The 12162-nt window shown below is 60.0% G+C and carries 13 protein-coding genes; 7 read left to right on the top strand and 6 right to left on the bottom strand.

From position 1 onward, the window contains the following. The first annotated feature begins 42 nt into the window (after nucleotides 1-42). Genes ACH9L7_RS18165 through ACH9L7_RS18180 form a run of 4 tightly spaced genes read left to right on the top strand, consistent with a single transcriptional unit; the run spans nucleotide 43 to nucleotide 3420 of the window. Nucleotides 43-849, top strand: a complete 807-nt coding sequence (locus ACH9L7_RS18165) for a DUF4129 domain-containing protein (RefSeq protein WP_396613801.1) — start codon at nucleotides 43-45, stop codon at nucleotides 847-849. After that, the gene (locus tag ACH9L7_RS18170; protein ID WP_396613802.1) at nucleotides 846-1427 is read left to right on the top strand and encodes a hypothetical protein; all 582 of its coding nucleotides are present in this window, start codon (nucleotides 846-848) and stop codon (nucleotides 1425-1427) included. The genes ACH9L7_RS18165 and ACH9L7_RS18170 overlap by 4 nt, the downstream gene beginning before the upstream one ends. Then, a complete protein-coding gene (locus ACH9L7_RS18175; protein WP_396613803.1) occupies nucleotides 1424-2740 on the top strand; it encodes a DUF58 domain-containing protein in 1317 nt (438 codons plus the stop codon). Before ACH9L7_RS18170 ends, ACH9L7_RS18175 begins: the two co-directional genes overlap by 4 nt. Beyond that, a complete protein-coding gene (locus ACH9L7_RS18180) occupies nucleotides 2737-3420 on the top strand; it encodes a hypothetical protein (protein WP_396613804.1) in 684 nt (227 codons plus the stop codon). The genes ACH9L7_RS18175 and ACH9L7_RS18180 overlap by 4 nt, the downstream gene beginning before the upstream one ends. Here ACH9L7_RS18180 and ACH9L7_RS18185 read toward each other — a convergent pair. Beyond that, nucleotides 3398-4366 carry an AAA family ATPase gene (locus ACH9L7_RS18185; RefSeq protein ID WP_396613805.1) on the bottom strand — a complete coding sequence of 323 codons (969 nt, stop codon included), beginning with the start codon at nucleotides 4364-4366 and terminating at the stop codon, nucleotides 3398-3400. The two genes, ACH9L7_RS18180 and ACH9L7_RS18185, sit on opposite strands and share 23 nt — an antisense overlap. A gap of 115 nt (nucleotides 4367-4481) precedes the next feature. Here ACH9L7_RS18185 and ACH9L7_RS18190 point away from each other — a divergent pair, with 115 nt between their 5' ends. Beyond that, a complete protein-coding gene (locus tag ACH9L7_RS18190) occupies nucleotides 4482-5396 on the top strand; it encodes a glycosyltransferase family 2 protein (protein WP_396613806.1) in 915 nt (304 codons plus the stop codon). Nucleotides 5397-5405: 9 nt separating this feature from the next. Here ACH9L7_RS18190 and ACH9L7_RS18195 read toward each other — a convergent pair whose 3' ends face one another. The 4 genes from ACH9L7_RS18195 to ACH9L7_RS18210 all read right to left on the bottom strand — a co-directional run bounded on the left by ACH9L7_RS18195 (nucleotide 5406) and on the right by ACH9L7_RS18210 (nucleotide 10042). After that, the gene (locus ACH9L7_RS18195; RefSeq protein WP_396613807.1) at nucleotides 5406-6725 is read right to left on the bottom strand and encodes a MarR family transcriptional regulator; all 1320 of its coding nucleotides are present in this window, start codon (nucleotides 6723-6725) and stop codon (nucleotides 5406-5408) included. A gap of 326 nt (nucleotides 6726-7051) precedes the next feature. Continuing rightward, the gene (locus tag ACH9L7_RS18200; RefSeq protein WP_396613808.1) at nucleotides 7052-7654 is read right to left on the bottom strand and encodes a hypothetical protein; all 603 of its coding nucleotides are present in this window, start codon (nucleotides 7652-7654) and stop codon (nucleotides 7052-7054) included. A 263-nt stretch (nucleotides 7655-7917) separates the two neighbouring features. Continuing rightward, the gene (locus tag ACH9L7_RS18205; RefSeq protein WP_396613809.1) at nucleotides 7918-8907 is read right to left on the bottom strand and encodes a Gfo/Idh/MocA family oxidoreductase; all 990 of its coding nucleotides are present in this window, start codon (nucleotides 8905-8907) and stop codon (nucleotides 7918-7920) included. After that, a complete protein-coding gene (locus ACH9L7_RS18210) occupies nucleotides 8900-10042 on the bottom strand; it encodes a DegT/DnrJ/EryC1/StrS family aminotransferase (protein ID WP_396613810.1) in 1143 nt (380 codons plus the stop codon). Before ACH9L7_RS18210 ends, ACH9L7_RS18205 begins: the two co-directional genes overlap by 8 nt. A 250-nt stretch (nucleotides 10043-10292) precedes the next feature. Between ACH9L7_RS18210 and ACH9L7_RS18215 the strand changes: the two genes are divergently transcribed. Together ACH9L7_RS18215 and ACH9L7_RS18220 are read left to right on the top strand one after the other, a co-directional pair. Continuing rightward, nucleotides 10293-10907, top strand: a complete 615-nt coding sequence (locus tag ACH9L7_RS18215; protein ID WP_396613811.1) for a hypothetical protein — start codon at nucleotides 10293-10295, stop codon at nucleotides 10905-10907. A gap of 262 nt (nucleotides 10908-11169) precedes the next feature. Further along, a complete protein-coding gene (locus ACH9L7_RS18220; protein WP_396613812.1) occupies nucleotides 11170-11331 on the top strand; it encodes a hypothetical protein in 162 nt (53 codons plus the stop codon). Between the two features lie 165 nt (nucleotides 11332-11496). Here the strand turns inward: ACH9L7_RS18220 and ACH9L7_RS18225 are convergent, their stop codons facing one another. Continuing rightward, nucleotides 11497-11844, bottom strand: a complete 348-nt coding sequence (locus ACH9L7_RS18225) for a helix-turn-helix transcriptional regulator (protein ID WP_396613813.1) — start codon at nucleotides 11842-11844, stop codon at nucleotides 11497-11499. Between the last annotated feature and the right edge of the window lie 318 nt (nucleotides 11845-12162).

Raw genomic sequence — 12162 nt, forward strand, 5'->3', positions numbered from 1 at the left:
TTCCCACAACGTGTCACACACTAACTCGTGGAGGTTGGCTCGATGACCACGGACAGGCACATCACGCTCGTGCTGGCACTGGTTTGTTTGTTCGTCATCGGTTCGGCCGCGGGCTCGCTCGAATCTGCGGTCGACTCGTCACCGAGCGACGCGATAGACCTCGATTACGCTTCCCTTCCTGTCGACAAAGGCGAAGCCAGCGAGATTAAGCGTGAATACCAGTCGTTCACATCGAACTCCAACGAGCAGTCGGAACCGGCGGAGAAGGAATCTGATGGCGACTCGGAGAAGCAATCGGCGCGCCCGAGTGACGGGGGTGAGGACCAATCCCGCGCGAGCGCCACCGAACTAACCGAACAACTGTCATCGACGGGGACGAACGACCCCAGAGATGCGCTCGGCAAGTTGCTCGACGCGTTGCGTGCGCTTCTGTCGACGTTGGTCAACGTCCTCGTCGCGGCGCTCGGCGTCGTCGCCGTCGCGCTTGTCGTCAAATACCGCGCGCGAATCGCTGCTCGGTTCCCCTCGGTCGCCGATCGGTTCGGGCGAAGTACTTCCGAGGATACCGACGACGACGTTGTTCCTCCGGCAACGCCACAGAACGAAGTCACCGAGGCGTGGTACGAGATGGTCCAACAACTGAGTCTGGACAGTGAAGAGGCGCTCACCCCGAGAGAACGGGCGGCGACAGCCTACCGAGACGGCGTGGACGCCAGTACCGTTTGGTCGCTCACCGAGGTCTTCGAGGAGGTCAAGTACGGCGGTGCGCCGGTCACGGAAGAACGGCGAGAACGTGCGCGGCGCTGTCTCGACAGACTCCGGCACACCGACGGTGGTGAGGGGCCGTGAGCGCCCGTCAGATTCTCCTCGGCGTTTGCGGCCTCCTCTGTCTCGGACTCGGTCTGGTTGGCGGCGGGGTCGGGTCTCTTGTCACCGAGGTTTTCTCCGGGACGGGAGCGGATTACAAACTCATGATGGTGCTCTCGGCGGTCGCCCTCGTCGCCGCGGTTCCGGTCGTCGTCTCGGGACGCGAGCGCAACCTCGACCAGGCCGAAACACCAGACCCGGAGGTGCCGGTTGACGTCCCGCCAGCGGGACGGGAATTCGACGAGACGATTCAGGGCTGGCGATTTCGGACACCGCTCGTCGGCATCAGCACACGGAAACAGGTCAAACGTCGCCTTCGAAAGGCCGCTGTCGAAGCCGTGATGCGGGCGGAAAACTGCGACCGAAGCCGTGCCCGGCGTCTCGTGAGACGCGGCGACTGGACCGACGATTCCGAGGCCGCCGCGTTTCTCGGGAACGCAACGCAGTCGGTCGTTCGGACCACCGCTGCGGCCCTCCCGCGACGCGTCACACCGGTCGAGTACCGCGTGCGGCGCACTGTCGAAGCGATTTACGGACTCGAACGCGGTGACAGTCGATGACGGACACACAGCAGGCCACTGCGACGGCGAACACAGAGCAAGCCACTGCGATGGCGATGCCGAAACGGACCAAACGGTGGCGCGGTATCGTCGCCGTCTCGCTCGTCGTCGCTGCGGTCGGGTTGCTCGCGGAGCGACAGGAACTCGTCCTTCTGGCCACAGTCGGCGTCGTGTTCGCAACCTACCACCGCACCGTTCCACTTCCGACCCCGTCGCTCGCGCTCGAACGCCAAATCGACGACCCGTCCCCCGCCGATGGAGACGAAGTCGAGGTCACGGTTACGGTAACAAACGAGGGCGAGCGGACGTTGTTCGACGCGCGCGTGCTCGATGGTGTCCCACCGGCGCTCGCAGTCTCAGACGGTCCCGCGCGGTGCGGGATGGTTCTCCGGCCGGGCGCCTCGAAGACGTTCTCCTACACTATCGAAGCCAAACACGGGCGACACGCCTTCGAACCCGCAACGGTGGTCGTGCGGGATGCGAGCGGCGACAGAGAACTCGAACTCGACGTGCGGGCCGAAGACGGCGTCGAACTCGACTGTACCACGGACATCGCCAGCGGTCCGTTGCGGTCGCAAACTCTCGACACCGTCGGCAACGTCACCGCCAATGGGGTTGGAACCGGAATCGAGTTCCAACAGACGAGAGAATACCGACGCGGCGACGCGGTGAGTCAAATTGACTGGACCCGGTACGCTTCGACAGGCGAGTTGACCACAGTCGAGTTTCGCGAGGAACGGGCGGTGTCTATCGTCGTCCTCGTGGACGCCCGTTCGGTTGCGTATCGAAGCCCCCCCGTCGGTACTCACGGTGTCGATGCCGGGGTTTCCGCCGCGAGGCAACTAACGGCGTCGTTCCTTCGGGGTCGGAACCACGTCGGCATCGCCGCGTTGGCTTCTTCCCCGTGTTTCGTCCCACCGGGGGCTGGTCGAGACCACCGGTTCAGGATGCGCGACACATTGACCACACACCCGGCGTTCGCGGCGAGACCGACCGACGAGGAGACGCCCGCCGATGAGCAGATGAAGTCGTTCCTCGGACGACTCGGCGCACAGACGCAGGTCGTGTTCGTCTCGCCGCTCTGTGACGACGAGGCCGTTCAGGCCGCCCGGCGGTTCGACAGCCATGGTCACGCCGTGACCGTCGTCTCGCCCGACGTGACAGCGTCTGAAACGCCGGGTGAACGGCTGGCGTCCGTCGAACGACAAAACAGGGTGCACGCGCTTCGGCAGGTTTCGATTCCCGTTATCGAGTGGTCTCTCGATGTCCCGCTTGCACTCGCAGTCGACGCCGAACGGGGGGTCAGAGCATGAACGTCCCCGTCGCGCGACGACCTGTCCGGCTCAGTACGGTCGTCGCGTTGGGTGCTGCGGCCGCCGCCGTGTCTCTCATAAGACCCGTCGCGATGCCCGGAGCAGTCGTGCTCGCGGCCGGTTTCGTCGTCAGCCGTGAGGGTGCCCACCGGTTTCGAACCGGGGGTCGTGCGGTCGGTACTGGTGGACTTCTCGTCGGCGCACTCGCGGCGCTTGTCGGTGTCGGCCTCTCAGTTGCGAGCGCGTCGCAGGTCCCCGCGTTCGTCGAAGTCGGTCTCGGAACCTTCGGCATCGCTTGCGTCGGTCTTGGGACGCTGCCCGTGCGCGGCACCGGGTCACGTCTCTTCGTCAAAGTCGGCACGTCAGCCGTTCTTCTGTGCATCGTGGCCGGTGGCCTCTTTCAGGACGCTGGGACGGTGCCGCTTCTCGTTTCCTGTGCGGCGCTCGTCGTCTCGTGGGATGCGGCGGAAAATTCGATATCCGTCGGCGAACAACTCGGCCGCGAATCGACGACGTGGACAGTCGAGGAAGCCCACAGCGGCTTCACAGCACTCGTGGGTGGCGTCGCCGTCCTTTCGTCGTTCGCCGTTCGCGACTTAGGAACGCCCGGGCTTCCACTTCACTCCGTCGCGCTCCTCCTCGTCGCACTGGTGTTTCTCACGCTCGCACTCCACGATTGACTGTGGGCACAGACACCTCGGCGAGCACTTCGTCGACCAGTTGCTCTCGGTCGACGTTGTTCACTGTCGCTTCGGCGGTCGGAACGATTCGGTGTGCGAGCGTCGCGTGGGCGACGGCTTTCACGTCGTCCGGAATGACGAATTGCCGTCCCTGTACCGCAGCGGTGGCGCGGACGACTTCAAACAGTCGTTGACAGCCACGGGGCGAGACCCCGACGGAGACTCTGCTGTCGGTGCGCGTCCGACGGACGATATCGACGATGTACTGTTTTATCTCGTCGTCGACGCGGACCCTCTCGGGAACCCGCTGCATCTGATGGACTAAATCCGCCGAGAGAACGCTCGAAACGCTCGGTGTCGGCTTGTCCCGTTCGTCGCGGCGGTCGAGGAGCGTCAACTCGCCTTCTTCGTCGGGGTAGCCGAGGCTGTCTTTGATGAGAAAGCGGTCTTTCTGGGCTTCGGGGAGGGGAAACGTCCCCTCTCCCTGCTCGACGGGGTTCTGCGTCGCGATGACGAAAAACGGGTCCGGTAAGATGTGCGTCTCGCCGTCCACGGTCACCTGTCCTTCGGCCATCGCTTCGAGAAGCGCGGCCTGCGTCTTCGGCGACGCGCGGTTGATTTCGTCGGCGAGGACGACGTTCGAGAACAGCGGTCCCTCGCTGAACTCGAAGGTCCGGTCCCGTTCGTCGTAGATGTACGTCCCAGTCACGTCGGCCGGGAGGAGGTCAGGCGTAAATTGGATGCGGCTGAACGAGAGTCCGAGTGCCGTCGCAAAACTCTGCGCTGTGAGCGTCTTTCCGGTGCCGGGAACGTCTTCAAGAAGGACGTGACCCTGCGAAAGAACACCCGTGAGAATTCGTCGAAGCACAGCCCGGTCGACGACGACGGCGCGAGAGATTTCGTCGAGTACGCGCGTACTCTGCCTGTGTAACTCGTCGATATCCATACCGGTTTCTCACCTCGTCCGGTCATTATTATCGGACTGGTAAACGGTGCGTTTCACGCCTCGTTACCAAATCGATAATAAAGGGCGTCTAGGGTCGACTGACAGTCGATACTCGATGCCGACTGTAAGCGTCATCATCCCGACGTATAATCGAGCCGACGTGTTACCGCAATCTATCGACAGCGCGCTCGACCAGACGCTGTCCGATGTCGAGGTCATCGTCGTCGACGACGCCTCGTCCGACCACACCGAATCGGTGGTTACCTCGTACGACGACCCGCGCGTGACGTACCTCGCCCACGAGACGAACCAGGGCGGAAGCGCCGCTCGAAACACCGGAATCGACGTTGCCACGGGCGACTACATCGCCCTCCTCGACTCCGACGACAAGTGGGCACCCTCAAAACTCGAACGACAGGTCGAAACGCTCGAACGGCGCTCCGACGAGTGGGTCGCCGCCTACTGCGGAACGACCATCTTGAAGGATGAAGAGGCAAACCCGATTTGGGAACGCATCAAATCGCTCGTCGGCCGACATCGTTCGAGAGAAGGGTCGGAAGGTGGCGAAGAACTGGTCAAGGAGATTCTCATGGAGAACCTCCACACCAGCGCCGGGTCGACACTCATCGTGGAGAAAGACGTCGTCGATGCGATAGACGGGTTCGACGAGTCGTTCGACCGCTACCAAGACACCGAGTTCTTGATTCGCGTCCTCAAGCAGGGCAAACTCGCCTACGTGGACGAACCGCTCTTGCTTCGGTATCCGTCGGGCGGCCCGAGCGCGGACGCCGTCAGACAGGCGAACACCCACTTCTTGCGCACGTTCGCCGAAGACGTCGTCGAACTCGAAACCCGGGGATACGACGTCACCGGAACCCACCACTACGCGCTCGCGTCGCTGTATCTCAGCGAGGGCCGGTTCCGGCCTGGACTCGCGTTCCTCCGGTCGGGGACGACGCCCGCTATCGGTCAGCTACCGGGGCTGTTTTTCAACGCCTTCAAAGGCGTTCAGACCCGACTCGAAGTCTGAATTCTGAGGTTACTTGTCGAGGGGTGAGCCGACTCCCTCGGGCATCGAGCCTTCTTCGGCGACGATGTTCTGCCGACCAACACTGATTTTCTCCACCATTCCCTCGTCGGACATTCGAGAGAGTAGTCGGCTGACCTTCGACTTCGACCAGTTGTTGTTCTCGACGATTTTACTCTGATACACCCACCCGCCGTTCTCGCGGAGGAGTTGGATGACCTTGTCCTCATCGCTCAAGATGGGCTTCGACGATTGGAGGAGTTCTTGTTGGTCGAACTCTTGCGAAGCGGGCGGCGCGTTGGTTTCGGCCGTGCCCGTGGAGTCGTCGTCAGTCTCGTCGCTACCGGAACTCAGGACCCCGGCGAGTCTCGACGGGAGTAACTCCTCGAATGGGTACGACTCCGAGACGCGAAGCCATCGAGTTCCGACCGTCGCAACACCGAAGAGCGTCCCCCCTGCGAACAGCAGTAATGGCGTGGTTCCGGCATCGTTCACCTTGGTCCCTAATTTGGTCTCTAACCCGTCGTCGAGGCCGTCGCCGTCGGTATCGGCAACGACGGGATTACTGTTGTGTGCGTACTCGTACGAATCCCGCAATCCGTCGTTGTCTGTATCGGCAGTGGGGTCCTTCGGCGGCGTTCCGAGTTGTATTTCGACACCGTCCGGGATACCGTCGTCGTCGGTGTCGGCGTCAACTGGCGACAGCGAATTCGAGAGCTCCATGGCGTCGCTCAGGTTGTCGTTGTCGGTGTCGGCGGATGTCGGTGATGTCCCGTAGTTTTTCACCTCGGCGCCGTCTTCGAGGCTGTCCTCGTCGGTGTCCATGAGAAACATCGAGGTGTTGTTCGACAACTCGTTCGCATTCGTGAGTTTGTCACCGTCGATGTCGCCGTCCTTCTCGATGACGGTGATATTGACTGTGCCAGAGTCGAGTCTCTCGGACTGCCCGGGATAGTTATTCCAGAGGACGACAGTCGCGGTACTCGAATCTTTGAATGCGGAGAGGTTCTCGTACTCGAACGTCACGGTCTGGGACCCCTCGCTCGCACTCTTGTCTTGACAGCCGATGCGCTCGCCCTCTTCATTCTGCACGCACAGCTTATAGAGGTTTGACTCGTTCGTGGCGTTGAACGTTACTTTCAGTGTATTTGGCTCTGACTCCCAGAGGTACGTCGAACCACCGGTCTGTTCCACCGAAACGTTGTCTGTAAACTCTCCTTCGATGATCGTCCCCTGTTCCGACTCGCTTGGCGACGCAGCCACCGAGGTTGGGACGAAAAACGCCGCCAGAACGAAGATGCTTAAGACAAACAGGACTCTTTTCGTTGCCATCGTCACGGAGAGTGTACCCCAATAGTGGCGTGTCCGCGCTGGAGAGCAATAGGTACTACGTTTTTCGCAGCAGCTCGTGTATCGAACCTACATGCGTCTTGATCAGTTTGGCGGGGAGCGTCTGTACTCATGGAACTAACTGTGTGGTATGTCCAAAAATCAAACTTGGGCAATATGAATCTCACGGCAGATTTTGACAGGAAAACTATAAGTGAGGGCACTCGACAAACCAGGCTCTTTCTCCTCATAAACGCCCTTAATACACAGGGTATTTTTGAACGAACCAGACAAACAGCGGCGAATACGCGGGCGAAGTTCGTGGAACGTCAGTTATCTTCGGCCATCTCAAAATCATCAAGCACTTGCCAGAACGTGAGTGCGGTATAGACACTCATGATGACGAGCGCAACGAACAGGTGAGGGATAGCTTCGAACGCAGGCAGTCCGAGGCCGGATGCACCGATTGCAAGGGCACTCATTCCGGAGACACCGAGATAGTACGTCCCCCACGGACGGTCTGATTCCACGTCGTCGTCTGTCTCGGAGTCTTCGGGCTGTTCGAGATAGGAGATGAGCCGCTCGGCCTGCGGCTTCTTCTCGACGATGCCGCGGCTCTGGTTGTAGTCGATGATACCTTCTTCGTCGAGTTTCGGAAGGTGGGCTTGATACAGTGCAATGTACACGCGTTGGCGCTGGTCGGACATGAGCGCCTGCACTGTCGTATCGTGCTCCCATGCGGCGACCTGTTCTGCGATGTCGCGCATCTGGACCGGTCCGTCCCGGTCGCGCAGGTATTTGAGGACGTTCCGCCGTCGCTCGTTCTGGAGGAGATGGTATATCTCGTCTTTCCCGAGTTCAGCGCGTTCCTCGTTCGCGTTGCTATGCTGGTCTATCAGCGCGTCGTCAGGGCTGCTTACTTGTGCTGACATCCTCGCTCATAGCGTTATTTCGACCCCCAATAAATCGGCAACTTTGTTTCTTATTTTCCAAATGTTGCAGCGATGTTTTCCTCGTCGGTAACGTGAATTTCATTCATTGCAACATTGTTTCAGACTGTTTCATGACCCCGTAATCGACAGATAGCGGCGATATTGAGATATTGATGTGTTCGATTCGGAGTGGATTCGATATCCGGCGAAATCCGGATTGTTGCAACAGTTAATCGAACCTTTCAGCGGCGAGGAAACCGTGGTTACTGCGCGTCGATTTGGATTCGCCGTCTGCCCTCGGGTTCGGACTGTGCTTCAGCGTCGAGTTTCTTCGTTAGTTTCAGCACACTGAGTCCCTGCCGTCCATCGACCACCGGTTGTGCCCCCGTCTTTGCCGCGTTCGCGAACGAACTGAGTTCGCTCTTTAGTGGTTCGACTTGCTCGACAGTGAGGGTCTCGACGAAGTTTTCGTGGCGATGGCGCACGAGTGACCCGTCGTCGATGTGCGCCGGGACCGACGACCGATGAATCTCGATACTTTGGTCGATGTAGTCGACCTTGACCCGGCAGTCCGCCGCCGAAATCGTGAGGCCACGGACTTTCTCCTGTGTAACGCGGCTCGTCGTGAGCGATGCGGTCACACCCGAGTCAAAGCGGAGATTGGCGTTCGCGTAGCGACAATCGGGTGTCCCAATCGCGTTGTACGACTCGATGTCGTCGTCGACGATGTCGAGAACGATGTCGAGGTCGTGAATCATCAGGTCCATCACGACCGAGTCGTCGATTGCCCGGTCGATAGGTGGGCCAACCCGTTCGGTCGAAATGGCGTAGATATCCAGGTCCTCGACGAGGTCTCGGAGCGTCTGCACCACGGGGTTGAACCGCTCGATGTGGCCGACCTGTAACGTTAGGCCACGGGTTTCCGCGATGTCGATAAGCTCTCGTCCGTTTTCGGGGTCGTCGACGAACGGCTTTTCGACGAGGACGTGGACATCCGACTCCAGCGCCTGTTTGGCGTTTTCGTAGTGGAACTGCGTCGGAACGGCGATGGAGACGATATCTGCAACTTCAAGCAGGTCGTCCATCGAGCGCGCGGTTGTTCCGTACTGCGACGCCACGGCTTCCGCCTGTGCGTCGTCAACGTCGAAGACGCCGACGAGGTTCGTCTCCGGCAGTTCGTCGTAGACACGAGCGTGGTTCTGCCCCATGCTTCCGACGCCGATTACCCCGGCGTGTACGGTGTCATCAGTCATCGGAAACCTCCATCGGTGCCGTAGCCGGATTGGTCGGCGGTTCGATGGTCACCTCGTCGCGAAGAACGGTGCCGACGCGTTCGATAGCGTCGTCGTCGAGCGCCGGGTGGACGGGAAGCGAGAGTACTTGGTCGCAGACGAGTTCGGCCACCGGTGCGGTCACGTCGAGGTCGTTGTAGGCCGGTTGCTCGTGAATGCACCGTGGATAGTAGACGCCGCTTCCGATGCCGTGGTCGTCCAGTTGCTCGACGACTTCGTCGCGGTTTCCGACACGAATAGTATATTGGTGGTACGAATGGCCGTACCCGGACGGCACTGTCGGCCTGACAGCATTCGTGTCCGCGAGCAAGTCGTCGAGGCGAGTGGCGTTTTCGCGGCGGCGCTCGACGAACCCGGGAAGTCGTTCGAGTTGGGCACGACCCATCGCGGCCGCGATGCTCGTCATTCGGAAGTTGTGCCCGAGCGAGACGTGTCGGTACCCGTCCGACTCGCGGCCGTGGTTGATGAAACTCGCTGCGCGCTCGGCAAGTGCTTCGTCGTCAGTGACGACGATACCGCCCTCTCCGGTCGTCATGTTCTTCGTCGGATAGAACGAGAAACACGCGGCGTCCCCGAGCGAACCGACGGGCGACCCGTGGTACGTTGCTCCGTGGGCCTGGGCGGCGTCTTCGATGAGCGTCACATCGTAAGCAGCCGCGAGTTCGCGAAGCTCGTCCATCGGCGCTGGAAGCCCATAGAGATGGACGACAATCATCGCATCGACTGCTCCGTCGAACGCTTCGAGCGTGGCTTCGACGTTCGCGGGGTCGAGGTTGAACGTCTGGGGGTCGATGTCCGCAAACACCGGTTCGGCACCGGTGAACCGAATCGCGTTCGCCGTCGCAACAAACGAAAACGGGGTGGTGAGAACTCGGTCACCGGGACCGACACCGGCGGCTTCGAGCGCCGTATGCAGTGCGGTGGTGCCGTTCGATGTTGCGACACCGAAGTCGGCATCGCAGTCGTCTGCGAATTCGGACTCGAATTCGCGGACTTCCGGACCGTCGGCAACCATGCCCGATTCGACGACCGACTCGATGCGCGATAGCTCCTCGGAACCGAGAATTGGGGCGGCGATGTTGATGTCGTCGCTCATCGGTTGTACCTTCTTGCGTGCCGGTCGCTCACAGTGCGGTCGGAGGGTCGCTCGTCTCTCTCGTGGTTTCGGTGTGGTTCTCTCATAGCGTGTCGTGCGGTCCTGCTACCGCTGTGGAATTCCAGACACTATCCGGGCATTATTATGGGTCAGATAAGCGCTCTGGGCACTGAAAAGGCAAAATACGCGAATTCAATAGTCCAAGACACCCAGGGATTTATTTTTATAGATTACATAGCCCCGAGTACTAATGGTACCGCCGTGGGCACCGACCGGACCGGGCGACAACGACGGGCGGTCGGGTCCATCACTCGACGACAGACCCGGCCTCGGTGGCGTCTCCGAAACGCACCGCCGCGAAGCAATCGTTTCGTTTGTCGACGAGTGCCCAGACAGGCCCTACACTATCGGCGAACTCACCGTTGCGCTCTCGGAGTGGTTCCAGGACGAAACGGAGGGGATGGTTCCAACCAACGAGGAAATCCACAGCGTCCTCTACAACTTCGACTTGCCGCGTCTCGAGGCGGCAAACCGACTTTCCTTCGACCGTGAAACCGGCCGCATCTTCTCATCGCAGTCCAGCGAAACCGTCGTCTCCGACCACACTGATTCGACTCCAAATCGGGCCACAACCCACCGTGAGAAGTCGTCTGGTCGTGCACGAAACGCACGGACGGTAGACCTTGACCTCCAGAACGTCAACGTTCCCGCGGGGCGGATTGTGGAGTTGGTGGTACTACTCTTTGGAGTTGCCGCCGTCGCTATCGCTGTTTCGACGACTGATCTGTTCGGCGTGCGCGCCGCACTCGTTCCGGCAGGACTCGTCGTACTCTTTTTCGTCTACTGGGGATACACTCGCAGGTGACGGCCTCGACAGGCCGGTAAAACCACTGCTTTAGACTGTTTCACGCCGCTTACCCCGCCAGTAACCGCACAACGGCGCTCGGATGAGTGCCTTGTTTCTTTCGAGTGGACTATTCAATCAAGACCCATGGTACCAATCAACTACAATTTCTTACAGCCAGTATAAGGAAGTAGCAATAAGGGAAATAAACAACCATGATTGATGTCAGGTACACTGCCCGAATCGACGCACGACCGACTATCGAACACGGCGAGGAGTAGCCATGCTAACTGGACAGTTCGCTCCAATAAGTGCGGTCTTCATCGGACTCGCGCTCACCACCTCTGGATTGGGACATGCAAGCCGAGTCGACCTCTCGATGGTCCGGGCGCGGCGATACGTGTTCGTCTTCCTGTTTTTCGGCACGGTGACGCTCGCGCTGTGAACGCCCCGCTAGTCCAGTGACGCCGGGAGCGATTCTCGTCACCGGCGATTGTAGACGGACCGGTCTTGTTGGAGTTGGTGCTCTACGATTCCCCGATGACTTTGTCGTGTGCAGTTCAGAGCTGTTGAGGGAGCGTCGCGGCAGGCGAACCTGTTGGGAACCGCGCTATGGCTCTCGCTTCTGGGGGAGAATGACGATTTTGCCAGTGCCTCGCTGGTGACGCTCGATACGTTCTTGGGTTTCCATTCGACAGAGTGTGCGACTGATTGTCGATTCGGACCACCGTGTCCGTTCGACCAACGCGGACTGCGCGAGACTTCCGCCCTCGATGAGAAGCAGTTGGAGAATCCGACGCTCAGGGTTGAGGAGTTCGGGATCGACCCCCAAGAGGGGATGGTCCGCGTCCACCTCGACGACTGGTTCGGTCATCGCGGCGAAGTTGGAGTCGGACTCGGCGTGCAGCAGTGTCTCTTTGTGTCCCTCCGCCCGGGCGTCTTCAGTGTCCGGTGTCACCACCGGAATCGAGTCCGTGGGCCGAGTCGTCGTCCCGGGGAGGAATATAGATTTACAGAACAATATGAGACTCCTGAATCTACGTTCGAGACCCGAGAGAGTCGAAAATCGAGAGAGAGATGGAGAGGGAGATGGGGACTCGCTCTCTACGTCCGACTGCTCCGCTTTTCGGACTGGAGAGCAAGCGTCGTCTTCGGTTCGATTCGTCATAGAACTACTATCTGTCACACATGGTGTTTAGTGTTCTACCAACAATGTTTGGTATCGACTTGGAAACATCGGTGCTGATAGGCGTGGCTAGTTTGGCGCACATAGTAT

It is taken from the genome of Haloferax sp. S1W, assembly GCF_044593955.1.
GTDB lineage: Archaea > Halobacteriota > Halobacteria > Halobacteriales > Haloferacaceae > Haloferax.

What these genes read in the sequence shown, in the direction of transcription:
- ACH9L7_RS18165 (WP_396613801.1), top strand. Translation starts at nt 43, where the DNA reads ATGACCACGGACAGGCACATCACGCTCGTGCTGGCACTGGTTTGTTTG.
- ACH9L7_RS18175 (WP_396613803.1), top strand. Translation starts at nt 1,424, where the DNA reads ATGACGGACACACAGCAGGCCACTGCGACGGCGAACACAGAGCAAGCC.
- ACH9L7_RS18180 (WP_396613804.1), top strand. Translation starts at nt 2,737, where the DNA reads ATGAACGTCCCCGTCGCGCGACGACCTGTCCGGCTCAGTACGGTCGTC.
- ACH9L7_RS18185 (WP_396613805.1), bottom strand. Translation starts at nt 4,366, where the DNA reads ATGGATATCGACGAGTTACACAGGCAGAGTACGCGCGTACTCGACGAA.
- ACH9L7_RS18190 (WP_396613806.1), top strand. Translation starts at nt 4,482, where the DNA reads ATGCCGACTGTAAGCGTCATCATCCCGACGTATAATCGAGCCGACGTG.
- ACH9L7_RS18195 (WP_396613807.1), bottom strand. Translation starts at nt 6,725, where the DNA reads ATGGCAACGAAAAGAGTCCTGTTTGTCTTAAGCATCTTCGTTCTGGCG.
- ACH9L7_RS18200 (WP_396613808.1), bottom strand. Translation starts at nt 7,654, where the DNA reads ATGTCAGCACAAGTAAGCAGCCCTGACGACGCGCTGATAGACCAGCAT.
- ACH9L7_RS18205 (WP_396613809.1), bottom strand. Translation starts at nt 8,907, where the DNA reads ATGACTGATGACACCGTACACGCCGGGGTAATCGGCGTCGGAAGCATG.
- ACH9L7_RS18210 (WP_396613810.1), bottom strand. Translation starts at nt 10,042, where the DNA reads ATGAGCGACGACATCAACATCGCCGCCCCAATTCTCGGTTCCGAGGAG.
- ACH9L7_RS18215 (WP_396613811.1), top strand. Translation starts at nt 10,293, where the DNA reads ATGGTACCGCCGTGGGCACCGACCGGACCGGGCGACAACGACGGGCGG.
- ACH9L7_RS18220 (WP_396613812.1), top strand. Translation starts at nt 11,170, where the DNA reads ATGCTAACTGGACAGTTCGCTCCAATAAGTGCGGTCTTCATCGGACTC.